General features: G+C 70.9%; 20 protein-coding genes. 13 read left to right on the top strand and 7 right to left on the bottom strand.

Annotation, left to right across the window (positions count from 1 at the left end; translation table 11 throughout):
* Window positions 1–7: 7 nt before the first annotated feature.
* The 9 genes from QQS16_RS12075 to QQS16_RS12035 all read left to right on the top strand — a co-directional run bounded on the left by QQS16_RS12075 (window position 8) and on the right by QQS16_RS12035 (window position 11,559).
* The gene (locus QQS16_RS12075) at window positions 8–2,011 is read left to right on the top strand and encodes a pectinesterase family protein (RefSeq protein ID WP_286061636.1); all 2,004 of its coding nucleotides are present in this window, start codon (window positions 8–10) and stop codon (window positions 2,009–2,011) included.
* Between the two features lie 71 nt (window positions 2,012–2,082).
* On the top strand, window positions 2,083–3,432 hold the full coding sequence (locus QQS16_RS12070) for an ABC transporter substrate-binding protein (protein WP_286061635.1): 1,350 nt from the start codon (window positions 2,083–2,085) through the stop codon (window positions 3,430–3,432).
* 147 nt (window positions 3,433–3,579) lie between these two features.
* Window positions 3,580–4,377, top strand: coding sequence for a rhamnogalacturonan acetylesterase (locus QQS16_RS12065; RefSeq protein WP_286061634.1), 798 nt, complete (start codon window positions 3,580–3,582; stop codon window positions 4,375–4,377).
* A 28-nt stretch (window positions 4,378–4,405) separates the two neighbouring features.
* Window positions 4,406–5,719, top strand: coding sequence for a pectate lyase family protein (locus tag QQS16_RS12060; protein ID WP_286061633.1), 1,314 nt, complete (start codon window positions 4,406–4,408; stop codon window positions 5,717–5,719).
* A gap of 109 nt (window positions 5,720–5,828) precedes the next feature.
* Complete coding sequence (locus QQS16_RS12055; protein ID WP_286061632.1) at window positions 5,829–6,959, top strand: pectinesterase family protein; 1,131 nt, start codon at window positions 5,829–5,831, stop codon at window positions 6,957–6,959.
* A 1-nt stretch (window position 6,960) separates the two neighbouring features.
* Window positions 6,961–7,986: a pectinesterase family protein gene (locus QQS16_RS12050; protein ID WP_286061631.1), complete on the top strand. Its 1,026-nt coding sequence runs from the start codon at window positions 6,961–6,963 to the stop codon at window positions 7,984–7,986.
* Window positions 7,979–9,256 carry a pectate lyase family protein gene (locus tag QQS16_RS12045; protein WP_286061630.1) on the top strand — a complete coding sequence of 426 codons (1,278 nt, stop codon included), beginning with the start codon at window positions 7,979–7,981 and terminating at the stop codon, window positions 9,254–9,256. Before QQS16_RS12050 ends, QQS16_RS12045 begins: the two co-directional genes overlap by 8 nt.
* A complete protein-coding gene (locus QQS16_RS12040; protein WP_286061629.1) occupies window positions 9,243–10,403 on the top strand; it encodes a dienelactone hydrolase family protein in 1,161 nt (386 codons plus the stop codon). Before QQS16_RS12045 ends, QQS16_RS12040 begins: the two co-directional genes overlap by 14 nt.
* A 43-nt stretch (window positions 10,404–10,446) precedes the next feature.
* Entirely contained in the window at window positions 10,447–11,559 is a 1,113-nt protein-coding gene (locus tag QQS16_RS12035) for a right-handed parallel beta-helix repeat-containing protein (protein ID WP_286061628.1), read from the top strand.
* Window positions 11,560–11,640: 81 nt separating this feature from the next.
* Here the strand turns inward: QQS16_RS12035 and QQS16_RS12030 are convergent, their stop codons facing one another.
* Window positions 11,641–13,869 (bottom strand): glycoside hydrolase family 43 protein, encoded by a 2,229-nt coding sequence (locus tag QQS16_RS12030; RefSeq protein WP_286061627.1) that lies wholly within the window; start codon window positions 13,867–13,869, stop codon window positions 11,641–11,643.
* Between the two features lie 233 nt (window positions 13,870–14,102).
* On the opposite strand from QQS16_RS12030, the gene QQS16_RS12025 reads away from it, so the two are divergent.
* Window positions 14,103–15,257, top strand: coding sequence for a right-handed parallel beta-helix repeat-containing protein (locus QQS16_RS12025; RefSeq protein WP_286061626.1), 1,155 nt, complete (start codon window positions 14,103–14,105; stop codon window positions 15,255–15,257).
* Window positions 15,258–15,533: 276 nt separating this feature from the next.
* Here the strand turns inward: QQS16_RS12025 and QQS16_RS12020 are convergent, their stop codons facing one another.
* The 3 genes from QQS16_RS12020 to QQS16_RS12010 all read right to left on the bottom strand — a co-directional run bounded on the left by QQS16_RS12020 (window position 15,534) and on the right by QQS16_RS12010 (window position 17,867).
* A complete protein-coding gene (locus tag QQS16_RS12020; RefSeq protein ID WP_286061625.1) occupies window positions 15,534–16,364 on the bottom strand; it encodes a pectate lyase in 831 nt (276 codons plus the stop codon).
* Between the two features lie 82 nt (window positions 16,365–16,446).
* Entirely contained in the window at window positions 16,447–17,301 is an 855-nt protein-coding gene (locus QQS16_RS12015; protein ID WP_286061624.1) for a hypothetical protein, read from the bottom strand.
* On the bottom strand, window positions 17,298–17,867 hold the full coding sequence (locus tag QQS16_RS12010) for a SigE family RNA polymerase sigma factor (protein WP_286061623.1): 570 nt from the start codon (window positions 17,865–17,867) through the stop codon (window positions 17,298–17,300). Before QQS16_RS12010 ends, QQS16_RS12015 begins: the two co-directional genes overlap by 4 nt.
* 274 nt (window positions 17,868–18,141) lie before the next feature.
* Here QQS16_RS12010 and QQS16_RS12005 point away from each other — a divergent pair, with 274 nt between their 5' ends.
* On the top strand, window positions 18,142–19,599 hold the full coding sequence (locus QQS16_RS12005; protein ID WP_286061622.1) for an NCS2 family permease: 1,458 nt from the start codon (window positions 18,142–18,144) through the stop codon (window positions 19,597–19,599).
* A 43-nt stretch (window positions 19,600–19,642) separates the two neighbouring features.
* Here QQS16_RS12005 and QQS16_RS12000 read toward each other — a convergent pair whose 3' ends face one another.
* The 3 genes from QQS16_RS12000 to QQS16_RS11990 form a co-directional block, all read right to left on the bottom strand.
* Window positions 19,643–21,091, bottom strand: coding sequence for a peptidoglycan D,D-transpeptidase FtsI family protein (locus QQS16_RS12000; RefSeq protein WP_286061621.1), 1,449 nt, complete (start codon window positions 21,089–21,091; stop codon window positions 19,643–19,645).
* Between the two features lie 94 nt (window positions 21,092–21,185).
* Window positions 21,186–21,656: a GNAT family N-acetyltransferase gene (locus tag QQS16_RS11995; protein WP_286061620.1), complete on the bottom strand. Its 471-nt coding sequence runs from the start codon at window positions 21,654–21,656 to the stop codon at window positions 21,186–21,188.
* A 4-nt stretch (window positions 21,657–21,660) separates the two neighbouring features.
* Complete coding sequence (locus QQS16_RS11990; RefSeq protein ID WP_286061619.1) at window positions 21,661–22,434, bottom strand: IclR family transcriptional regulator; 774 nt, start codon at window positions 22,432–22,434, stop codon at window positions 21,661–21,663.
* Between the two features lie 145 nt (window positions 22,435–22,579).
* Between QQS16_RS11990 and QQS16_RS11985 the strand changes: the two genes are divergently transcribed.
* Both QQS16_RS11985 and QQS16_RS11980 read left to right on the top strand, forming a co-directional pair.
* A complete protein-coding gene (locus tag QQS16_RS11985) occupies window positions 22,580–24,109 on the top strand; it encodes an aldehyde dehydrogenase (NADP(+)) (protein ID WP_286061618.1) in 1,530 nt (509 codons plus the stop codon).
* 105 nt (window positions 24,110–24,214) lie between these two features.
* Entirely contained in the window at window positions 24,215–24,823 is a 609-nt protein-coding gene (locus QQS16_RS11980) for a DUF1349 domain-containing protein (RefSeq protein WP_286061617.1), read from the top strand.
* Window positions 24,824–25,317: the final 494 nt, after the last annotated feature.

The raw sequence follows: 25,317 nt of genomic DNA, 5'->3' as shown, positions 1-25,317 counted from the left end.
AGCCGCAATGACGCACCTCCGTAGCAAGCGCTTGTCGAGACCGGGGCACGGCAGGGTCACGGCCGCCGTCCTCGGCCTCGTGGCCGCGCTGGGCCTCGGCGCGGCCGGGGAGGCCGACGCCTCCGCGACCGGGGAGACCGCCGCCGCGAGCCCTCCGGGAGCCGTGGACCGCTGGACCGACCGGCCGCACGGTTTCGCCTCCCTCGCCGGGGGCACCACCGGCGGCGCGGGCGGCAAGGTCGTGACGGTCACCGACCAGGCCGCGCTGGCGCGGTACGCGGCGGCCGAGGAGCCGTACGTCATCCGGGTGGCGGGGACGATAGCCGTCGAGCCCTTCGGCGCGGACATCGTCGTGGCCTCGGACAAGACGATCATCGGGGTCGGTGACACCGGCGAGATCGTCCACGGCGAACTGCACCTCGACCCCGGCACGCACAACGTGATCATCCGCAACCTGACGATCCGGGACTCGGCGGTCGAGGGCAACTGGGACTGCAAGGACACCGACTTCGACGGCATCCAGATGGACACCGTCCACCACGTGTGGGTCGACCACAACCGCTTCTCGAACCTGTGCGACGGGCAACTGGACGTCCGCAAGGACAGCGACTACGTGACCGTCTCCTACAACCGGTTCGAGAACAACAACAAGACGTTCGGCCTGGGCTGGACCACCAACGTCACGACGCAGATCACCATCGACCACAACTGGTTCGCGAACACCAAGCAGCGCAATCCCTCCGTGGACAACGCCGCCCACGCCCACCTGTACAACAACTACCTGACGGCGCAGGCGGATCCCGGCGACCCCGTGTGGACGTACGGCAACTGGTCGCGCGGCCGGACCAGGATGGTCATCGAGAACAGCTACTACCGCGACGTCCAGCACCCCTACCAGGCCGACGCCACCGCCGAGTTGGTCGAGCGCGGCTCGATCCTGAGGAACACCACGGGCCGGCACGACGAGTGGGGTGCCGCGTTCGACCCGCGTGACTTCTACGACTACCGGCTCGACCCGGCCGCCGCCGTGCCGGCGCTGGTCGAGCGCCACTCCGGCCCGCAGCGGCGGATCGGCGACCCGGTGACGCTGCACGTGCCGGCCGACTACCCGACCGTGCAGGCCGCGGTGGACGCCGTGCCCGACGGCAACGCCGAGCCGGTCACCATCGCCGTCGCGCCGGGCACGTACCGGGCGAAGGTCCTCATCCCGGCGACCAAGCCGAACATCCTGTTGCAGGGGACTGGACAGGACCGCTCGGACACCGTCATCGTCTACGACACGCCCGCCGCCTACGGGGGTTCCACCGGGAGCGCGACCGTACGGATCGCCGCGAACGACGTCACCGCCCGCAACCTCACCTTCAGCAACGACTTCGACGAGGCCGCGGTCGAGCTGAGCGCTGAGCAGGCCCTGGCGATGAAGACGACCGGCGACCGGATCGTCTTCGAGGACACCGCCTTCCTGGGCAACCAGGACACCCTGATGACCGACAGCCCCAAGCTGGACGTCATCAGCCGGGTCTACGTCCGCGACTCGTACGTCGAGGGCGATGTCGACTTCGTGTACGGACGCGCGACCACCGTCATCGAGCGGTCCGTCATCAGGGCGCTCAGCCGGGGGTCCGCCACCAACAACGGCTACATCACGGCCGCGTCGACCTGGACGGGCAACCCGTACGGGTTCCTGATCACCCGGTCGAGGATCGTGAGCGACGCGCCCGCCGGATCCTTCCACCTCGGAAGGCCCTGGCACCCGGGCGGTGAACCGCAGGCGGTGGCCCAGGTGCTGATCCGCGACACCGAGCTGCCCGCCGCGATCAAGTCCTCGCCGTGGACCGACATGGGCGGGTTCTCGTGGAAGGACGCCCGGCTGGCCGAGTACCGCAACACCGGACCGGGAGCGGCGGTGACCGCGGACCGGCCGCAGCTGAGCGACGCCGACGCGCGGGCGTACACCGTCGCGAACTACCTGAGGGGCACGGACGGCTGGGCGCCGCACGCCCGCCGCTGAGTGCCGTGACCCGCACCAGACCCCCCACAACTTCATATCTCCGCTGGGATCCAGAAGAAGAGAGCCGACCAATGAAGATCAGCATCCGCAGAAGCAGGCGCGCTGCCATCGCCGTCGCCCTGGGCTCCGTCCTCGCGCTGACCGCCACCGCCTGCGGTGACGACGGCAGCGGCTCGGGCGGTGACACGGGCGCCGACGGCAGCGGCAAGGGCAAGATCGTCTTCTGGGACAACAACGGCGGTGTGCGCACCGACATCTGGAAGCAGGTCATCGCCGACTTCGAGAAGGCGAACCCGGACATCGACGTCGAGTACGTCGGCATCGCCTCCACCGAGTACCAGTCGAAGGTCGACACCGCCATCCAGGGCGGCGGTCTGCCGGACGTCGGCGGTGTCGGCGCGGCGATGATCGCGGCCATCGCCGCGCAGAACGCGCTGGACCCGCTGGACGACCGGCTGGCCAAGTCCTCCCTCGACGGCAAGCTGAACGAGGACATGGTCAAGTCGCTGAAGGCGGCCGGCGGCGGGGACGGCACGCTGTACTCGATCCCGACCTCCGCCAACAACGGTGTCCTCTACTACCGCACCGACCTGTTCGAGCGGGCCGGCCTGGACGCGCCGACGACCTGGGACTCGTTCTACGAGGCGGCGGACAAGCTCACCAACGCGGGCAAGAACGAGTTCGGCTACACCATCCGCGGTGGCGCCGGTTCCATCGCGCAGGCGCTGGACGCGATGTACGGGCAGTCCGGCATCACCTCGTTCTGGGACGCGAGCGGCGAGAAGACCACGGTCAACGACCCGAAGAACGTGGCGGCGCTGGAGAAGTACGCGGCCCTCTACAAGAAGGTCACGCCGGCCGCCGACCTGAACAACGACTTCACCAAGATGGTCGCGCAGTGGGACTCCGGCACGATCGGGATGCTCAACCACAACCTGGGCTCCTACCAGGACCACGTGAAGGCGTTCGGCACGGACAAGTTCCGGGGCATTCCGCAGCCGGCCGGGGCCGACGGGAAGCGGGTGCAGGTCTCCAACCCGGTGGACGGGCTCGGTCTGTTCAAGAGCTCCAAGAACAAGGCCGCCGCCTGGAAGTTCATCGAGTTCGCCACCTCGCACGCTCAGAACTCGAAGTTCAACGAGTCGGCGGGCCAGGTGCCGGCGAACAACGACGCCGCGAAGGACGCGTGGGTCTCGAAGGCCGAGCCCACGAAGCTGGCGGCCGAGGCGCTGAGCGACGGTTCCACGACCATCGTCCAGCTGCCGTACTACCTGCCCGACTGGGGCACGATCTCGAAGTCGGACAACGAGCCGAACTTCCAGAAGGTGCTGCTCAAGAAGATGAGCGCGAAGGACTTCCTGGACACGCTGGCCGAGCAGTTGAACACCGCTCAGGCGGAGTGGAACGAACAGAAGGGCTAAGAGCCCGGTCGTCGGCCGTCCGTGGCCGGCCGCGGGTCGTTCGTGGCCGGCCACGCGGTTCCCCGCGCCCCTTCGGGGGCGCGGGGGCCCACCCCCCATGTGAAAGGCACCGTCATCTCGTAAGGCCGCTGAGAAAGGCACATCGTCGTGTCGCTCACCCGCAGACAGGTCACCACCGCGGCGCTCGCCGCCGCTCCTCTCGCTCTTTCCGCCACCGGTACCGCGCGGGCCTCAGGCCGTCGTACGCGGACCCTCTACCTCGCCGGTGACTCCACCGCCGCCCAGAAGTACGCCGACGCGGCCCCCGAGACCGGGTGGGGCATGGCGCTTCCGTTCTTCCTCCACAAGGACCGGCCCGTCGCCAACCACGCCGTGAACGGGCGCAGTTCGAAGAGCTTCGTCGACGAGGGACGGCTCGACGTCATACTCTCCGCGATCCGGCCGGGGGACTTCCTGCTCGTCCAATTCGCGCACAACGACGAGAAGACCACGGACCCCACTCGCTACACCGAGCCCTGGACGACGTACCAGGACTATCTGCGCCTGTACATCGACGGCGCCCGGGCCCGGGGAGCCCGGCCCGTGCTCGCCACGGCCGTCGAGCGGCGGAGGTTCGACGCGAGCGGCAACGCCGTGCCGAGCCACGGCGACTATCCGGCGGCGATGCGTGCGCTCGCCGAGGAGGAGCGCGTGGCGCTGCTCGATCTCCAGGCCCTGTCGCTCGCGCTGTGGCAGAAGCTCGGCGTCGAGGAGACGAAGAAGTACTTCAACTGGACCGCGACCGAGCAGGACAACACGCACTTCAACCCGCCGGGCGCGATCGCCGTGGCCCGGCTGGTCGCCGCCGAGCTGCTGCGCCGCCGGGTGCTGGCGCCCCAGGACGTGCGCCGGCTCGACGCGGAGATCCCGGAGTCCTGGATCACCTGGCCGACGGCCACCGCGTAACCACCCTCCATCGAGAGAGAGCCGCACCATGAACACACGCGTATGGCATGGGCATGTCACTACGAAAGTCGCCGTGCTGATCGGCTGCACCGCGCTCGTCCTCGGTGTCACCGGCACCACCGCCCAGGCCGGGTCCCGTGACCTCGGTCGCGAGGTCCTCGGGGCGAACGACGGCTGGGGCTCCGAGGGGGCGGGGACGACAGGCGGTTCGGCCGCGGACGCCGAGCACGTCTACACCGTCACCACCTGGGCGGAGTTCAAGGCCGCCCTGAAGGCCGGCGGCACCGCACCCAAGATCATCAAGGTGAAGGGGATGATCGACGCCGTCTCGGAGGGCTGCGAGGCCTTCGTCACGGGCGGCTACGACCTCCAGCAGTACCTGAAGGACTACGACCCGGCCGTCTGGGGCAACGACCAGGTCGCCAGCGGTCCGCAGGAGGACGCGAGGGTCGCGTCCGCCGCCAACCAGGACTCGGAGATCAAGGCCGCCGTCCCCAGCAACACCACCATCGTCGGCGTCGGCAGGAACTCCGGCATCCTCGGCGGCAGCCTCCAGATCAAGGGTGTCTCGAACGTCATCCTGCGCAACCTCACCATCGAGGCCCCGCTCGACTGCTTCCCGAAGTGGGACCCCACCGACGACAACAAGACCGGCAACTGGAACTCCGAGTACGACGCCGTGGTCGTCTACGGCACCGACCACGTGTGGATCGACCACAACACGTTCACCGACGGGCGCTACCCCGACAGCGAGCGGCCGTCCTACTTCGGCAAGGTCTTCCAGCAGCACGACGGGCTGACGGACATCGTGCGCGGTTCCAACCACGTGACCGTGTCCTGGAACCGCTTCCAGGACCACGACAAGAACATGCTGATCGGCAACAGCGACAGCACCGCCGCCCTGGACACCGGCAAACTCAAGGTCACCCTGCACCACAACCGGTTCGACGGAATCCTCCAGCGCTCTCCGCGGGTGCGGTTCGGACAGGTCGACGTCTACAACAACCACTACGTGGTGACCGAGGACCAGAAGGACGACTACTACATCTTCGGCGTCGGACTCTCCTCGCAGCTGTACGCCACCGACAACGCGATCTCGCTGCCGGCCGGCACCAGCGTCGGCAAGGCGCTGAAGAAGTGGAACGAGGCCCCGCTGACCGCGGAGAACAACTACGTCAACGGGAAGCTGACGGACCTGATCGCCGTCCACAACGCCGAGATCCCCGCGGAGACGCTCCAGTCGGGCGCGGGCTGGAAGCCGACCCTGCGCACCAAGGTCGACCGGCCGAGGAAGGTCCCGGCGATCGTCGCGCACGGCGCGGGCGCCGGCCGCCTGCGCTGAGGCTCCGATACCGGCCGGGGCGGAATCCAGCGGCCGCCCCGGCCCCCGGCCCCAGCTGAGGAAGCACCGCACAGCACGCACAAGAGCGGCACATCCAAGGAGTCACCGCATGCCCTGGTCCCAAGCCCGACATCCCCTCTCAAGAAGGGGATTCCTCCTGGCCGGCGCCGGAGCGGGCGCCGCGCTCGCCCTCGCGCCGGCCCCCGCGCGCGCCACCGGCGGCAGGCGCCCGTTCGGCCGGTACGGATCCCCGGCCGCCCGCCTCACCCCCGGGACCCTGTACGTCGACCCGCACGGCCGCGGCGACTTCACCTCCGTCCAGGCCGCCGTGTCCGCCGCCACCGGCACCGGCCGGACGCTGGTCCTCGCTCCCGGGGTCTACCGCGAGACGGTCGCCGTCGACGCCACCCGCACGGAGGCGACCTGGATCGGCGCCTCGGAGGAACCCCGCGACGTCGTGATCGTGTACGACAACGCGGCCGGCACCCCCAAGCCCGGCGGCGGCACCTACGGCACCACCGGGTCGGCCACCACGACCGTGCAGGCGGCCGGCTTCACCGCCCGCTGGATCACCTTCGCCAACGACTGGCTGCGCGCCGACCACCCCGGGGTCGCCGGCACCCAGGCCGTCGCCATCAAGGTCCAGGGCGACCGCTCGGCCTTCCACCACTGCCGCTTCCTCGGCCACCAGGACACCCTGTACGCCGACTCCATGGCCCTGACCGTCTTCGCCCGCCAGTACTACGCGCACTGCTACGTCGAGGGCGACGTCGACTTCGTCTTCGGCCGGGCGACCGCGGTGTACGAGCACTGCCACTTCCGCACGCTGAACCGCGCCGACCTGACGACCGCGCCCCACGGCTTCGTCTTCGCGCCCTCGACGGCGGGCGCCAACCCGCGGGGCTACCTGGTCGTCCGGAGCCGGATCAGCAGCGAGGCGCCGGACGCGTACTACAAGCTCGCCCGGCCCTGGGTGCCCAGCTCCGACCCCACCGCCCGCCCGATGCTCACCGTCCGGGACACCTGGATGGGCCCCGGGATCGACGCGGTCGCCCCGTACGCCACCATGTCGGCGGGCTTCCCGTGGCAGGACCAGCGGTTCGCCGAGTACCGCAACACCGGCCCCGGCGCCCGGATCACCGTCCCCGAGAACCGTCCCCAGCTCACCGCTACCGAGGCCCGTTCGGCGACCCGCGTCGCCCACCTGGGTGACTGGACTCCGTGGAAGGGGACGCGCTGAGATGCGCAGGCGCACCCTGCTGACCGGAGTCGCGGGCGGACTCGTGGCTGCCGGTGCCGGTCCGGCCCTCGCCGCCGGCCGCCGCGTCCTGCACGTGCGTCCCGGTGACTCCGTGCAGGCGGCCGTGGACGCGGTGTCCGGCCCCGGCCGGACGGTCGTCGTGCACCCGGGGACCTACCGGGAGGTCGTCAAGGTCCCCGCCTCCGCCGCCGGGCTGACCCTGCGGGGGGCCACCGGGGACCCGCGTGACGTCGTCATCGTGTACGACAACGCCAACGGCACCTCGAGGCCCGACGGTTCGGGCACGTACGGCACGGCGGGGTCGGCCACCTTCACCTCGGCCGCGCCCGGCCTCACCGTCCGCGACCTCACCCTCGCCAACGACTGGCTGCGCGCCGACCACCCCGAGATCACCGGCACCCAGGCGGTGGCCGCGTACACCTACGGGGACCGCACCCACTTCGAGAACGTGCGACTGCTGGCCCACCAGGACACCCTCTTCGTCGAGACGACCGCGCTGGACGTCTTCGGCCGGCAGTACTTCCACCGCTGCCACATCGAGGGCGACGTCGACTTCGTCTTCGGCCGGGCGACCGCCGTCTTCGAGGAATGCCACTTCCGCACGCTGCCACGGGACGTGGACTTCACCCCCAAGGGCATGGTCTTCGCCCCGTCCACGGCCCGCGCCAACCCGCACGGCATCCTGGCCGTCCGCTGCCGGATCACCTCCGGCGCCGAGGACGGGGCGTACAAGCTGGCCCGGCCCTGGGTGCCGACGTACGAGACGACCGCCTGGCCGTCCCTCGTGGTGCGGGACACCCTGATCGGTCCCGGGATCGACGCGGTGGCGCCGTACACCGACATGCGGGCGGCGTACCCCTGGCAGAGCATGCGGTTCCGGGAGTACCGCAACTCGGGGCCGGGCGCCGCGGTCCCGGTGCCGGAGAACCGGCCGCGACTGACGTCCGCGGAGGCCCGGACGCACACGAAGCGGACCTACCTCGGCGACTGGCGGCCCCGTGCGTAGGGCCGCCGTACTGCTGACGTGCCTGTGCCTGGGGCTGCTGGGGGCGCCGTCCCCGGCCGCCGCCGCCGAGCGCGCGCCCGTCGGCTGGGCCGCCACCGGCACCGGCACCACGGGCGGCGCGGGCGGCACGGCCTGGACGGTGCACACGCGCGCCGAACTGAAGGAGGCCCTCGCCAACCGGGGTGACCCCACCGCCCCCAAGGTGATCCGGGTCGTGGGCGACATCGACGGCCACGAGGCGGACGACGGTTCCCTGCTCGGCGAGCAGGACTACGCGCCCGGGTACGACCTGGCGAAGTACCTGTCCTGCTTCGGCGAGGACGGCGCCACCTGGTCCGACACCCGCTTCGCGTACTGCGGGCCGCAGCGCCGGCTCCGCCAGACGGGCTCGAACAACGAGAAGGCGCAGATCCAGCTGACCGTGCCGAGCAACACCACCCTGGTCGGGGTGGGCGGCGACGCCCGTCTCCTCGGGGTCTTCCTGACCGTCAACACCGGCACGAACATCATCGTGCGCAACCTCCGTCTGGAAGCTCCCGTCGACCACTTCACCACCTGGTCGCCGGGCGACGGCACGCAGGGCAGCTGGAACGCCCGCTTCGACGCCATGACCGTGATCACCGGCAAGCACATCTGGGTCGACCACTGCACGTTCACCGACGGCCGGTTCCCGGACCGTGCGGCGCCCCTCGGCTTCCACGGGGAGCGCGTCCAGCGGCACGACGGGCTGCTGGACATCGAGGACGGCTCCGACTTCGTCACCGTCTCCGACAGCCGGTTCACCGACCACGACAAGGCGATCCTCATCGGATCGGGGGACGGGCGCGGCGACCGGGACCGGGGACACCTGAAGGTCACCCTCGTCCGCAACCTCTTCACGGACATCGCGCAGCGCGGCCCCCGCGTCCGCTTCGGGCAGGTGCACGTCGTCAACAACGTCTACCGGGGCCGGGCGAGCGACACCCGGTACGCGCTCGGTGCCGGTCTGGAGTCCGCGATCTTCTCCGAGCGCAACGTGTTCCGCTACCGCGACGGCGGCCCCGCGCTCGCGGTCGCGGACTACGGCGGCGACCGCTTCCGGGACACCGGCTCCTGGTTCAACGGCCGCCCCGCCCGCCTGAACGCCGTGGCGAGCGGCCTCGGCCTCACCAGCGAGGTCGGCTGGGATCCCGCCGAGGTCTACCCCTACCGGGCGCTCACGTCTCCGGCGGCGGTCGAGCGCCATGTCCTGCACCACGCCGGAACCGGGAGGCCGTATGGACAGCCATGAGTCGTTGGGGCGCCGGACCTTCGTCGCGGGAGCCGCGGCGGCCGCCTTCCTCGGAGCGTCCCCCGGGACCGCCGAGGCCGCCGCTCCGGTGGGCGGCAACCTGCCCGGCTTCCACCCGGCGCTCAAGGACCAGCTGCACTTCCCGCTCGCCTGGGGCACGTCACCGATCCGCGACTTCCGGGCGTGGCGCCGCGCCGCCCGGGCCGTGGTCGAGGACCACCTCATCGTGGGACGCCAGGACAGGACGCCGTACGCGCCCGAGTTCACCGCCGGCCCTCAGGGCGACGGATACACACGGCAGATGGTGACCGTGTCGCTCACCGGGTACGAACGCGTCCGAGGGGCCCTGCTCACCCCGCACGGTCCCGGCCCGTTCCCGGCCGTCCTGCTGCTGCACGACCACGGCGCCAGGTTCGACATCGGCAAGGAGAAACTCGTCCGCCCCTGGGACGACGAGACGCGGCTCGCCTCCGCGCAGGCGTGGGCGGACACGTACTTCAGCGGACGCTTCGTCGGCGACGAACTGGCCCGGCGCGGCTACGTCGTCCTGTGCCTGGACGCGTTCGGCTGGGGCGACCGGGGCCCCCTCACCTACGACCAGCAGCAGGCCCTGGCCTCCAACTTCTTCAACCTCGGCTCCTCCCTCGCCGGGCTCATGGCCCGCGAGGACGTCCGCGCCGCCGCCTTCCTGGCCGGCCTGGACCGCGTGGACGCCCACCGGGTCGCGGCCGTCGGCTTCTCCATGGGCGCCTACCGCGCCTGGCAGACGGCGGCCCTCAGCGACGACATCGCCGCCGCGGCGAGCGTGTGCTGGATGACCGGGCTGAGGGAAATGATGGTGCCGGGCAACAACACGCTGCGCGGGCAGTCGTCGTACTACATGCTGCACCCCGGGCTGCCCCGGTTCCTCGACTTCCCCGACGTGGCGGGCATCGCCGCACCCAGACCGATGCTCTTCTTCAGCGGCGCCCTGGACACCCTCTTCCCCGGCGACGGCGTACGGGTGGCCCACGACAAGCTGCGCGCCGTCTGGCGTTCACGCCACGCCGAGGAGCGGTTGCACCTCAGGACCTGGCCCGACCTCGGCCATGTCTTCGTCGACCGCATGCAGGACGAGGTCCTCACCTGGCTGGACCGCGTCCTGTAGCCCCTTCCCCACCTCCCCCCACGACGCAAAGGACCCGCACTCCATGTCTCGTCGTACCGCTCGCACGGCCCTCGCGGCCGTGACCCTCGGCGCCGGCCTCGCCGTACTCCCCACCCAGGCCCAGGCCGCGACGGTGGTCGTCAGCACCTCGGCCGATCTGGCCAACGCCGTCAAGAACGCCACACCCGGTACCGTCATCCAGGTCCGCGGCGGCACCTACTACCCGACCGCCGTCCTCCAGTCCACGGCCGACGGCACCTCCTCGACGCCCGTCACGCTGACCGCGTACGGCTCGGAGACGGTGAGGATCGACGGTTCGTCCCTGCCCTCCGGCTCCTGGATCTTCAAGCTGACCGCCGACTACTGGAACGTCTCGAACATCACCTTCCAGAACTCCCCGGACAGCGCGGTCGTCTGCCAGTCCTGCACCGGCACCACCTGGAACAACATCAGGACCGTCAACGGCGGCGACTCCGGCTTCACGCTCACCGGAGCGGGCACGGTCGGCAACACCGTGAGGAACATCGACAGTTACGGCCACTACGACGCCGCCACGCACGGTGAGAACGCCGACGGGATCGCCGTGAAGTTCGGCTCCGGCACCGGCAACCTGATCACCGGCGCCCGGCTTCACAACAACTCCGACGACGGCCTGGACTTCTGGTCCTTCTCCTCGCCGGTCACCGTCGAGCACACCTGGGCCATGGGCAACGGCAAGAACCGCTGGGGGGACTCGGCGTTCGCGGGCGACGGCAACGGCTACAAGCTGGGTGGCGACGGCGAGGTCGTCGCCCATGTCATCAACAACTCGGCCGCCTGGGACAACGCGGGCAACGGCTTCACCGAGAACTCCAACAAGGGCGCGATCTCCCTCAACCGCACCACCGCCTACGCCAACGCGAAGTGGGGGTACTACTTCGCCACCGGTACGGCCCGCCTGGGCAAGAACCTGGCCGTCGGCAACGGCGGCGGCACGGCGAGCCGGAGTTCCTCGGTGGTGTCGTCGGGCAACAACTGGGACAGCGGCGTGAGCACGCCCGCCTTCAGGTCGACGGACGCGAGCAGCACGTACAACGCCCGCGGTGCGAGCGGCGCCCTGCCCGCGACCACGTTCCTGACCACGGGCAGCACGACCATCGGCGCGACGATGAACTGAGCCCCCACCCCCGGGTACCGGGACCGCACCGCCGCGCGGTCGGGAGCCGGCACCCGGGAGCGGGCACCACGACCCGCTTCGTCAGCGGGACCGCACCGGTGCGACCGACTCCAGCGTCGGCACCACCGGCTCGATCGAGCCGTCGGCCGCGAACTCCAGGCGGTCGACGGTGGTCTCGCGGTGCGTGCCGTCCCCGCCCGGCCGGCCGGGGCCGTTCAGGGCGAACCGGTGGTAGACGACGTACCAGTCGTCGGTGCCGGGCGCGTTCACCACCGAGTGGTGGCCGGTGCCGAGGATGCCGTACTCGGGACGCTTGGACAGGATCGTCCCCTTCTTGGTCCACGGGCCCAGCGGGGACGGGCCGGTCGCGTAGGCGACGTGGTAGTTCTCGCTGCGGGTGTCGTCCTCGGACCACATGAAGTAGTACGTGCCGTTCCGCTTGATCACGAAGGACCCCTCGCGGAAGTCGTCCGGGGTGATGTCCCGCACCCGCGAGGCGTCGAAGGACACCATGTCGTCGTCGAGCGGCGCCACGTACCCGTGCCCGTTGCCCCAGTAGAGGTACGACCTGCCGTCGTCGTCCGTGAAGACGGCCGGGTCGATCATCTGGCCGCTGAACTGGCCCTTCGCCACCAGGGGTTTGCCGAGTGCGTCCCGGAACGGGCCGGCCGGGGAGTCCGCCACCGCCACACCGATCTGCTGCTCGGCGCAGAAGTAGAAGTAGTACCTGCCGTCGCGCTCGGCGATCGCCGGCGCCCAGGCGTAGGTGTCCGCCCACGTCACGTCCGGGCCGAGGTCCAGGATCTGCCCGTGGTCCTTCCAGTGGACCAGGTCCTTCGACGAGTAGGCCCGGAAGCTGGTCCCGCTCCAGCCCCGGTGGCCGTCGGTCGTCGGATAGATCCAGTACTCGCCGTTCAGATGGTGCACGTCCGGGTCGGCGGTGAGGCCGGGGAGGATCGGGCTGCGGGTGCGGACCGCCTCGACCGTCCAGGTGCGGGTCGTGCCGTCGGCGGCTGTCACGGTGTACCGCTGCGGCGTGCGGAAGTCCCGGCGGGTACCGGACCTCGGGCTCAGCGTGGACCCCTCGCCCACCCACAGCTTCGGAGCGAGGCCGCGCGGCTCCGCGCCGGGCTCCATCGGCAGCACGACCTTCGACGCCGTCTCGGTGACGACCGCGTACCCCTTCTGCCCCTCGGCCGTCGCGTCCATGACGGACGTGGGAGTGGCCGGGTAGGCGGCCAGCAGCCGGTCGTACTCCCGCTGGGTCACCGGCAGCACCGTGCCGTGGCGCGGGCTGGCGGGCAGCTGGTAGTCCGTGGACATCGTCCACTTCCCCGAGTCGAGGTCGGTGGTCTCGAAGGGGACGTAGCCGCGACCGCCGTACTCGTCGATGAACAGGTACCACTTGTTCCCGGTGTTGGACTTGAAGACCGTCGGCCCCTCGCCGCGGTCGATCGCGCCCCTGCCGACGCAGTCGGAGACGAGGTCGTACGAGGTGTCGGTCAGGCTCGTCGACTTCTCCCCGGTGATGAACTTCGAGCAGGGGGTGCTGGAGGACGGGTCGCGTTCGTCCTTGGTGTAGCGGTAGTAGGTGCCCTTGTGCTTCACCACGGTCGAGTCGATGACCGAGTGACCCGGGTCGTGCCAGACCTTCGGCTCACTGAAGGTGCGGAAGTCCTTCGTGGTCGCGTACAGCATCTTGTTGTACGTCGATCCGGTGTGGCCGGGGTCGTCGTCGGCGTACAGCTTCGACGCCCAGAAGACGACGTACGCGCCCAGGGAGTCGTCCCAGTAGGCCTCCGGTGCCCAGGTGTTGCCCGCGCTGTCCGGGGAGACCCTCACCAGCCGCTGGTCGGTCCAGTGGACCAGGTCGGTGGACTCCCACACCATCACCGACTTGCTGCCGTGCCGCTGCACCTCGTCCCAGCTGCCGCTGCTGTTGCGGTACATGCGCAGGTCGGTGGCGATCAGGTAGAACCTGTCGCCCTCGGGGGAGCGGATCACGAACGGGTCCCGCAGCCCCTTCTCCCCGATGGTGGACGTCAGCACCGGCTTGCCCGCGTTCAGTTCGCGCCAGTGCAGCGGGTCGTTGCCGCGGCTGAGGGCGTAGCGGATCTGTTCGCCGTCGGCGGTTCCCTCGCCGGTGAAGTAGGCGAAGAGATACCCGGCGTACCTGGGCTGCTGCACGGAGGGGACTCCTGACTGGGCGGTGCTCGGGGGTGTCGCGAGGAGGGAGCAGAGGAGGGCGAGGAGGACGGCCTGCACGGGGGCCGGGAGTGTGCGGGCGGTGCGGCGTCTGGGGGGTCGCATGACACATCCTGTGGGACTGTGGGGGTTTCTGTTGACTCGCTGCGCTCTCGGAGTGTCAGGGGAGGGAAACAGCGCGTCAATCGGTACGGACGGGGCCGTCGCGAGCGAAAGTTTCGACTGCTTTCGCGGGCGGCGGCAACCTTTCCGGCCCTCGCGGCGACCCAGTCCCAGAAACGGGCCGGGGCGGCCCCTCCGGCCCGTTTCGTCACCGTCCCCCAGGAAAGGAACGCCCCGTGCGTCACAGCACCGGCCGCCACCGCAGGACACGGACCTTCTCGATCGCCGCGGCGGTGGCCGTCGCCGCGGGCGCGGGCGGTGTGTACCTCGGCCTCACCGAAGGGGGAGCCGAGGCCGCCTCGACGACGGTCACCGTGTCCAGCACCGCGCAGCTGGAGTCGGCGGTGAGGAACGCGGTCGCCGGCACCGTCATCCAGGTGCGCGGCGGCACGTACACGCCGGCGGCGACTCTCGAGTCCACGGCGAACGGCACCCGTTCGGCACGGATCACGCTGCGCGCGTACGGCACCGAGAAGGTGCGGATCGACGGCTCCCGGCTGCCCGACGGCTCCTGGCTGGCCGCGATCCACGGCGACCACTGGACCGTGCGGGACCTCACCTTCCAGAACTCCCCGGCCCAGGGCCTGGTCGTCACGTCCTCGGTGGGCGGGGTCTTCGAGAACCTGGTCACCGCGGACAACGGCGACTCCGGTTTCACGCTGCGCGGTGACGGCACGGTCGGCAACCTCGTGCGGAACCTGGACAGTCACGGCAACTACGACCCGGCCGGGCACGGGCGGAACGCCGACGGGATCGCCGTGAAGTTCGGCTCCGGCACGGGCAACCGGATCACCGGCGCGCGGCTGTACGGCAACTCCGACGACGGTCTCGACCTGTGGCAGTTCTCCTCGCCGGTCACCGTCGAGCACACCTGGGCCTTCGGCAACGGCGAGAACCGCTGGGGCGACCCCGCGTTCGACGGCAACGGGAACGGGTTCAAGCTGGGCGGGGGCGGGGTCACCGTCCCCCACGTCGTCAACCACAACGCGGCGTGGGCCAACACGCGGCACGGGTTCACCGAGAACTCCAACCCGGGGGCGATCGTGCTGAACCGCAACACCGCGTACGCCAACACGGGCGCGGGGTTCTCCTTCGCCACGGGCAAGGCGCGGCTCGCGCGGAACCTCTCGGTGGGCAACAAGGGGGGCCTGTCCAGGCTGGGTTCGTCCACCGTCTCCGCGGCCAACAACTGGGACGGCGGGGTGCGCGCGCCGGCGTTCAGGTCGACGGACGCCACCAGCGCGTCCGGACCCCGCAGGCGGGACGGCGCGTTGCCGGCCACCACGTTCCTCACGACCGGGTCGACGGCCATCGGCACGACGATGACCTAGTGCCGCGGCAGGCAACGTTTGCCCGTCAAGGAGCGGCGTCCGGTGCGGCGAGAGGGCGTGCCGGGCGTCGCGACGGGGCGAACGTTGCCTGCCACGGCACTAGGGCCCGACGGACGATTCCGGTCTGCCTCCCGCCTGTCTCAAGCCCGCCTCACGCAGGTGAACGCCCCCGCCGGTCGTCACCGGCGGGGGCGTTCTGGTGACCGGCCGAAGGGGGTTCGGCCAGTGCTTCCGGCCGGTCCAAAGGGGGGCTTTCGACCGGCCGGCGTCCGGGGGTCAGCCGTACGTGATGTCCGAGCTCTTGAACTTGCAGGTCGTGCCGTCGGGGCCGGTGCCGAGTTCCTTGGGCTCCTTGCCGGTGTTGTTGCCCTGGAAGCGGACACACGTCTTGGTCTTCTTCTCGGGGTCGCCGTGGATCCGGATCCGCGACAGCGTGGCCGTGTCCCCGTAGTTGGCGTTGACGCCGACGATCGCCTTCAGCGGCGCGGTCACGTCGATGTCGCTCAGCACGACCGTGCGCTTGTACTGCTTCTTGCAGTTGCCGCAGGTGCGGACCAGCTTGCCCGAGTTGTGCACCTGGAAGCCGGTCACGGTCAGCTTGCCGGCGCCGTTGAACTGGAGCACCTTGTCGGCGCCGTTCTTCGCGCCGCCGCCGACGACCCGGTACACGGCCGACGACGACGTGCCCTTGAAGCTGGCCGCGTCCTCGCCGACGTCCAGCCACCACACGTTCTCCAGGGTGCAGCTGCCCTTGCAGTGGACGCCGTCCGCAGCCGGGGTGCCGATGATCACGTTCTTCAGGACCGCCCCGTCGGCCAGCTCGAAGACCGGGTCCTGGCCCTCCTCCTGGCCGCTGCCGCCCAGGGCGCCGGCGCCCTGGAACCTCGTGAGCTTGCCGTCGTAGGTGCCGGACACCTTGATCGTGGACGACACGGACTTGGTGCCCTTGGCGGCCGGCCAGGTGGAGGCGGCGCCCGCGGAGGACAGCAGCGTCGTGGTGAGGACCGCCGCTCCGGTGATGCCGAAAGCGGCGGCTCCGGCGATCACCGCTCGCCGTGCGGTGACCCGGCGACGGTGGCGGACGCGCTGTTCAGCTCGTGCAGTCATGCCTGTTCCTTGCGTGCGAGAGGACCTTGCGCTTCCTGGTCGCCACACGTGGAGAAAGGGTTGCCGCGTCTTCGGAAGTTTTTTACGAGTCGTCCTCGGCGTCGCCACGAGCGGCGAAGTCGCCCTCCACGGCGAGCGGCCGGCCGGCCGCGGTGGCGGTGACCGTGTAGCGGTCGTCCTTCGCGTCGCGGCCGCCGCGGTCGTGGTCGAACTGGCCCGCGAACACCCACTGGCCCGGCCACACCGAACGGCCCGGCTTGAGCACCCAGGTGTAGACGAGGAAGCCGTCCTGCTCGGTGACCGTCGCCGTGAAGTCGTCCTCGGGCGCGGACCGCCAGGCGCCGGCCGAGGTGACCCCGCCGGTCTGCCGGACCTGCAACCGCACGGTGAGCGCGGTGAGTTTCTCGCCCGTCTTCACGGTCACGTTGCTCTGCGCCCAGAACTCGTTGCTGTGCGGGTCCACCGAGCCGTCCGACCACAGCGGGCCGTCCTCGGTGCCGGAGGCGGCGGGCGCCTCGGCGGTGGCCGACGCGCTCGGCGTCCGCACGGGCGACTCGCTCGACTCGCGAGGCTCTCGCGGACTGCTCGGCGGCGGATCCACCGGCGGGGCGGGCGCCCGGCTGGTGGCGGCGGGGGTGGGGGAGGGGGTGGGGGTCGCCGTGACCGCCACCGTCCGCTGCGGAGGCGTGTCGTCCTTCACCGCGGAGGCGACGGCGTAGCCGCCCACCCCGAGCACGCCCGCGACCGCGGCCGTGGCGGTGACCACCCGCACCCAGCCGAACACCGGCGGACGGGTCGCCCGGTGGTCGGAGTGGGTCCGCTCGCTCATGCCGCGCTCGATCCGGGCCAGGATGCGCGCGCGGTCGGGCTCGTGGGCCCCGGCCGCCTCGTGCAGCCGGGCGCGCAGCTCGTCGTGCACGTCCCGCCGCATGGTCATCGGTCCCTTCCTCCGGCGTCACCGGTACGCGCCATCGCCGCGTGCACCTTCTGCGGAGCAGCCGCCTGTGTGCCCAGCAGCCGTTGTAATTCGGCCATTCCCTTGGAGGTCTGGCTCTTCACCGTACCGACCGAGACGCCGAGGGCGAGCGCGGTGTCCTTCTCCGAGAGGTCGAAGGCGTGCCGCAGCACCACACAGGCGCGTTTGCGGAACGGGAGTCTACGCAACGCCTCCTGCACGTCGATCACACCGGCCACGTCCGGGTTCTCTGTTCTCTCCTCGCGCTGGGACCAGAACAGCGCGACCCGCCGCCGCTCGCGGACCGCGCTGCGGATCCGGGTGCGGGCCAGGTTCGCGACCACTCCGCGCGCGTACGCCGCCGGGTGGTCGGCCGCGCGGACCCGGTCCCACCGGTGCCACAGCGCCAGCAGCGCGTCCGCGGCCAGGTCGTCGGCGGCGTCCGCCTCACCGGTCAGCAGATGGGCCAGGCGGGACAGTTCGGCGTAGTGGCGCTCGAAGAAGGCGTGGAACTCCACGGAGGCGGCGTCGTCGACGACTGTGCCCACGGGCGACCTCTCCTCACGGCGGCACGGGCACCCTCAGGGCGCCTGCGTGTGTCATGTGACCGACATGTGATCATCCGGAGGTGGCCCGGACGAGATCCGGAAGCGTAGCAGCGACCGACTGTTTGGTTCGTACGGGCCTTCGAACACCGTAGGGTCGTCCGGCCTCGACCGGCCCCGATTCCGTAACACGGAGAAAACCTGGGGCGGGTTCAACGAGGGAACAATCCAGCCAGCATCCGCACACCGATCACTCAGGCACCAAGGAGCGACAGCCATGTCCGAGACCGAGAAGACGGCCGACCGGCCAAGTGCCCCGCCACCGGGGGCGAACGCCGTCGACCGGTTCTTCCGGATCTCCGAGCGGGGATCCACCGTCGGCCGGGAGATACGGGGCGGCTTCGCCACCTTCTTCACGATGGCCTACATCCTTGTCCTGAATCCGCTCATCCTCGGCAGCGCGAAGGACAAGTTCGGCCACCAGCTGGATGCGGTCCAACTGACCACGGCCACCGCCCTGGTGGCCGCGGTGATGACGGTCATCATGGGCATCGGGGGCAATCTGCCCCTCGCGCTCGCCGCCGGCCTCGGCCTCAACGCGGTCGTCGCCTTCCAGATCGCCCCGCTGATGAGCTGGGACGACGCGATGGGCCTCATCGTCATCGAGGGCCTGCTGATCTGTGTCCTGGTGGTCACCGGACTGCGCGAAGCCGTGATGCGGGCCATCCCGCACCAGCTCAAGCAGGCGATCAGCGTCGGCATCGGCCTGTTCATCGCCTTCATCGGCTTCGTCGACGCCGGGTTCGTCACCCGCATCCCCGACGTGGCGAACACCACCGTCCCGGTCCAGCTCGGCGGCACCGGCAGCCTCACCGGGTGGCCCATCCTCGTGTTCTGCCTCGGCGTGCTGCTGACGATCGGACTGCTCGCCCGCAAGGTCAAGGGCGCCATCCTGATCTCCATCGTGGCCATGACGTTCCTCGCGATGATCATCAACTCCGCCGCCGACGTGAAGACCTGGGGCCTGACCACCCCCGCGTGGCCCGACAAGATCGTCGATACGCCCGATTTCGGACTGATCGGTCACTTCAGCCTGTTCGGCGCCTTCGGTGCGCCCGGTGTCGGCGTCATCACCGTGGTCCTGCTGATCTTCACGCTGATCCTGTCCGACTTCTTCGACACCATGGGCACGGTCGTCGGCGTCAGCGCCGAGGCGGGTCTCCTCGACGAGGAGGGCAAGGTCCCCCACCTCGGCCGGGTCCTGCTCATCGACGGCGCCGCCGCGGTCGCGGGCGGCGCGGCCTCGTCCTCCTCCGCCACCTCCTACATCGAGTCGGCGGCCGGTGTCGGTGAGGGCTCGCGCACCGGCTTCTCCAACGTGGTCACCGGCGGCCTGTTCGCCCTGGCCCTGTTCCTGACCCCGCTGCTCACCATCGTCCCGCTCCAGGCGGCGGCCCCCGCCCTGGTCGCCGTCGGCTTCCTGATGATGACCCAGGTCAAGCACATCGACTGGGACCGGTACGAGATCGCCATCCCGGCGTTCCTGACCATCGCCGTGATGCCGTTCACGTACTCCATCACCAACGGCATCGGCGCCGGCTTCCTCGCCTACGTGCTGATCAAGGCCGTCCTCGGCAAGGCCAAGGAGGTCCACTGGCTGCTGTGGGGGACGGCCGCCCTGTTCCTGGTGTACTTCGCCATCGACCCGATCGAGCAGGTCCTGGGCGTCAAGTGAGGCGCGGGGGGCGGTTCCCGGCGGAACCGCCCCCCACCGACGCCTACTTCCCGAGCGCCGCCTCCATCACCGCCCTGGCCACCGGCGCCGCCAGCCCGTTGCCGCTGACCTCCGAGCGCGCCGCGTCCGACTGCTCCACGACCACCGCCACGGCGACCTCCTTGCCGTCGGCCTTGCCGTACGACGTGAACCAGGCGTACGGCGTGCGGCTGTTGTTCTCGCCGTGCTGGGCCGTGCCCGTCTTGCCGCCCACCGTCGCGCCGGAGATCCGCGCGTTCGTACCGGTGCCCTCCTCGACGACCGTCCGCATCGCCGACTCCAACTGCTCGGCGGTCGAGGAGCTGACGATCTCCTCGGCGCCCGCGTCGTCGTAGTTCTCCAGGACGTCACCGCCGCTGTCGGTGATCTGCGACACCAGGTGCGGCGAGACCAGCTTGCCGCCGTTGGCCAGCGCCGCCGTCACCATGGCCATCTGGAGCGGGGTGGCGGTGACGTCGAACTGGCCGATGCCGGTCAGGGCCGTGGACGACTCGTCCATGTCCGAGGGGTAGACACTCGGGTAGGCCCGTACCGGCACGTCCTGCGCCTGGTCGTTGAAGCCGAACTTCTCCGCCATCGCCTTGAGCTTGTCCTGGCCCAGGTCGACGGCCATCTTCCCGAAGACGTTGTTGCACGAGTACCGCAGCGCCGTACGGATCGTGGCGTCCGCGCAGGGCGCGCTCGCGTTCTCGTTGTCCAGGTACCTGGTCGTGCCCGGCAGCGGGTACGGGTTCGGGCTGTCCGTCTTCTCGTCCACCGACGCGTACAGCCCGTCCTCCAGCGCGGCCGCCGCCACGACCAGCTTGAACGTCGAGCCCGGCGGCAGCGGCTGGCGCAGCGCGCGGTTGGTCAGCGGCTTGTCCGCGTCCGCGTTGAGCTGCTTCCAGGCCGGCCCGGCGGTGTTGGCGTCGGTCAGCGAGGAGGGGTCGTACGACGGCGTCGACACCACCGCGAGGATCCTCCCGGTGCCCGGGTCGATCGCGACGGCCGCGCCCTTCTTCTCCCCGAGCGCGTCGTACGCCGCCTTCTGCACGTCCGGATCGATCGTCGTCACCACGTTGCCCGGCTCGGCCCGCTCGTTGGTGACCGTGTCCATCACCGTCTTCAGCCGGGTGTCCGTGCCGTTGAGGAGGTCCTGGTAGATGCCCTCCAGCTGGGTGGGTGCGTACGCCTGCGAGGCGTAGCCCGTCACCGCGGCGTAGAGGCTGCCGTCCGTGTACGTGCGTTTGTACCTGAGGTCGCTGCCCTTCGTCCGCGCGGAACCGGTGATCGACTCGCCGGCCACGATGATGTTCCCGAGCGGCTCCGCGTACGTCTCGATCGCGTTGCGCCGGTTGTCCTTGTCGTCCGCGAGCGCCCGGCCGTCGTAGAACTGCACCCAGGTCGCCCTGCCCAGCAGGGAGAGCACCAGTAGCAGCGTGAAGACGGAGGCGCGCCTGATCGTCTTGTTCATCCCACCCGGACAGACGAGCGAGAACGACCGGAACGTTCCCTTCCGTCGCCTTTCTCATCGGGTGTTCATGAACGCCCGCCCGACTCGGGACACCTCACCCCTTCAGGGACAGCACGACCTCGTCGATCTCCCCGCCCCGGGCGCTCGCCACGCCCCGCGCCCGCGCGGTCGCCCGGAAGCCGCACTTCTCCAGGACGCGCAGCGAGCCCTGGTTGTCGGCGGCGGCGCGGGCGTACAGCGGGCGTTCCGGCACCTCGGCCAGCAGCCCGCGCAGGGCGGCGGTGGCCACGCCCCGCCCCCAGTACGCGCGGTCCACCCAGTACGTCACCTCGCGCTCGCCCGGCTCCCCGTACACCATCGCGCTGCCCACCACGTCACCGTCGGCCAGCACCGTCCGCGCCACGACGTCCGAGGACCGGATCCGCTTCCAGCGGGCGTCGAAGGCGTCCCGGTCGGCGGGATCCACCGGCGTGAAGGCCGCCATGTGCAGCGCCTCCGGGTCGTTCAGCTGCCGGAAGAAGACCGGCAGGTCGCTGTCGTGGACCTCGCGGAGTACGACCTCCATGGATTCACAGCCTCCGGGTGGCGAGGGTCAGCCGGTCACGGGCGTCGAACAGCGCGTCCTTCACCATCTGCTCGTGCGCGGGGGTGAGCCGCGCCACCGGCACGGAGCAGCTGATCGCGTCCCGCGCGGGCGTGCGGTAGGGGATCGCCACGCCGAAGCAGCGCAGCCCCAGCGTGTTCTCCTCGCGGTCGACGGCGATGCCCTGGTCTCTGACCTGGTGCAGCTCCTCGATGAGCTGCTCCCGGTCGGTGATCGTGTTCTCGGTCAGCGCCGGCAGTGTCTCCGGGAGCATCTTGCGCACCTGTTCGTCCGTGTAGGTGCTGAGCAGCGCCTTGCCGAGCGACGTGGAGTGCGCGGGCAGGCGGCGGCCGACCCGGGTGAAGGGGCGCAGGTAGTGCTGCGACTGGCGGGTGGCGAGGTAGACGACGTTGGTACCGTCCAGCCGCGCCAGGTGGATGGTCTCCGTGGTGTCGTCCGACAGCCGGTCCAGCGTCGGCCGGGCCGCCGCGACCACCTCGTCACCGTCGATGTACGAGGTGCCCACCAGCAGCGCCCGTACGCCGATGCCGTACCGCGTGCCCGTCGCGTCCGTCTCCACCCAGCCCAGCTCCACCAGGGTGCGCAGCAGCATGTACAGACTGGACTTGGGGTACCCGACGGCCTCCTGGACCGCGGCCAGGGAGTGCATACCGGGGCGTCCGGCGAAGTACTCGAGCAGTTCAACCGTCCGTACCGCGGACTTGACCTGCGCCCCGCCGCCTGTCTCGACTGCCGACATCGCCCTTGACCCCTTCGTTCGACGGGAAATAGTCTCCAACAGCATATTCATCATCAGAGACAGCGTTCAGCATATCGAACGACCCTGGTGGATGACCCAAGAACTGCGGCAAAGCAGCGGCAATACATACGTGGAGGGACCCGCGGTGGCAGCAGCACCAGTCTGGAGTGTCGACCCCCGAACCGGGAAGCAGCGTGAACAGGTTGCGGTGGAGGCCACAGCTGAGGAGGTGGACGCCACCGTCCGCGCCGCGCACGAGGCGCGGGGCGCTCTCGCCGACCGCGCGGTCCGCTCGGCCTTCCTGCGCGCCGCCGCCGACGGCCTGGAGGCGTCCAGGGACCACCTCGTCGAGGCCGCCGACGCGGAGACCGCGCTCGGTCCGGTCCGGCTGACCGGCGAGCTCGCCCGCACCTGCTACCAGCTGCGGGCCTTCGCGGACATCGTCGACGAGGGCGCCTTCCTGGACGTCGTCATCAACCACCCCGACGACACCGCGACCCCGCCGATCCCGGACCTGCGCCGCTACAAGGTGCCGCTGGGTGTCGTCGCCGTCTACTCGGCCTCCAACTTCCCCTTCGCCTTCTCCGTCGCCGGCGGCGACACCGCGAGCGCGCTGGGCGCGGGCTGCCCGGTGGTCGTCAAGGCCCACCCCGACCACCCGGGCCTGTCCGAGCTGGTCGCGTCGGTGCTGCGCCGGGCCGCCGCCGCCCAGGGCATCCCCGAGGGCGTCGTGGGCCTCGTGCACGGCTTCGAGGCGGGCATCGAACTGATCAAGCACCCGCTGGTCTCGGCCGCGGGCTTCACCGGCTCCATCCGGGGCGGGCGCGCGCTGTTCGACGCCGCCGCCGCGCGGCCGGTGCCGATCCCGTTCCACGGCGAGCTGGGCTCGCTGAACCCCGTCGTCGTCACGGAGGCGGCGGCCGCCGAGCGCGCCGAGGCGATCGGCACCGGGCTCGCCGGGTCGATGACGCTCGGTGTCGGGCAGTTCTGCGTGAAGCCGGGCCTGGTGCTGGTGCCCTCCGGCGCCGCGGGCGACGGCCTGGTCAAGTCGCTCACGGACGCGGTCAGCGACACCGACGCGGGCGTCCTGCTCGACCACCGGATGCGGGACAACTTCATCGCGGGTGTCACCGAGCGGACCGAGCTGCCCGACGTCGACTCACCGGTCACGCCGGGCGCGGGCGGCGAGCACACGGTGAGCCCCGGCTTCCTGACGGTACCGGCCGGCAGGCTGACCCAGCAGGGGGAGTACGACCTGCTGCTGGAAGAGTGCTTCGGACCGGTCACCGTCGTGGCCCGCTACGACGACGAGGCCGAGGTCAAGTCGGTGCTGTCGCGGCTGCCGGGCAACCTGACGGCGACCGTGCAGCTGTCCGCCGAGGAGGCCGCCGGTGAGGGACGCGGCGCGGAGATCCTCGCCGAGCTCACGCCGCTGGCCGGCCGCGTGCTGGTGAACGGCTGGCCCACGGGGGTCGCTGTGGCTCCGGCCCAGCACCACGGCGGTCCCTACCCGGCGACCACGTCCACGTCCACGTCCGTCGGCGGTACCGCGATCGAGCGGTGGCTGCGGCCGGTCGCGTACCAGAACGCGCCGCAGGCGCTGCTGCCGCCCGAGCTGCGGGACGACAACCCGCTGGGGCTGCCCCGCCGGTTCAACGGGCGTCTGGAGCGGTAACGCGCCGCAGGGTTGCGGGCAGTTGCTGTGCTGCCGGTCCGTCGTGGCCGGCCGCGCAGTTCCCCGCACCCTTGGCAACTCGACTGGCCCTTGGAGACTTGGCCGATGGACATCGCACTTCCCGAACTGCCCTTCCCCCTGAGCCCCTTCGGGCCCGACGGTGACTGGACCTACGCGGACGGTGTGCTCACCGGACGGGCCGGTCCGCGCCAGGACCGCTTCGTGCCGCCCACCGGCGAGGAACTGGACCCCGCCTCCGACGCGCCCCGGCTGCTCGGGGCGCCCGACGGGGACTTCCAGCTGATCGCCCGGGTCACGGTCGGGTTCACCGGGGCCTTCGACGCGGGCGTGCTGTACGTCCATGTCGGGGAGCGGGCCTGGGCGAAGCTCTGCCTGGAGTACTCCCCGGATGTGCCGACCGTCTGCACGGTGGTCACCCGGGGCCACTCCGACGACGCCAACTCCTTCGCCGTGGACGGCCGTTCCGTGTGGCTGCGGGTCACCCGCACCGGCCGGGCCTTCGCCTTCCACGCCTCCCTCGACGGTGAGCGCTGGACCTTCGTCCGGTTCTTCACCCTCGGGGAGGAGAAGGAGACCGGCGCCGCCCTGGTCGGCTTCATGGCGCAGGCGCCGGTGGGGGAGGGCTGCGTGGTGACGTACGACCACCTCACGTTCCGGCCCGGCGCGCCGGCCGACCTGCGAGACGGCAGCTGACCGCGCACGTCACCGTGAGCAGGGCCGCGCTGATGGCCAGGCTCAGCCGCGTCCCCTCGACGAACCCGTCGGAGACCCCGAGGACGGCGAGGCGCGCCGCGTTGAGGCCGCCAGGCCCGCCCGCCAGGCGGGCACGGCGCCCGTCATCACCGCGGTCAGCGCGCAGCCCAGCGCCCCAGCAGCCACGCGGCGCCCAGCCCGTACCCGCTGCCCGCCCCCGCCCGCTCCGCGACGTGAACCGTCGCCACCCTCCTCGGTCCCCCGAGGGCTGGCCGCCCGTGGGCCGAGACGTGACCGACGTCTCCCGACCCGGCCGGAGAAGAGGCACCCCTGCCCGCGTCTTGTCGGCGAAGAGGGCCCGCCGCTCCCGTCCCGGTCGGTCGGGAGGTGGGCCGCACCCGCGTACGGCGGGAAGGGGACGGGTCGGGGGTGTCCGCCCGCAGCGGTTGTCGCGTCAACGCAGGGCACCTCGGCGAACACCCCATTCCGCGACG

This window comes from Streptomyces sp. ALI-76-A (assembly GCF_030287445.1).
Lineage (GTDB): Bacteria > Actinomycetota > Actinomycetes > Streptomycetales > Streptomycetaceae > Streptomyces.
Note: the sequence above shows the minus strand (reverse complement) of the source record. Positions and strands in the feature narration are given on the sequence as shown.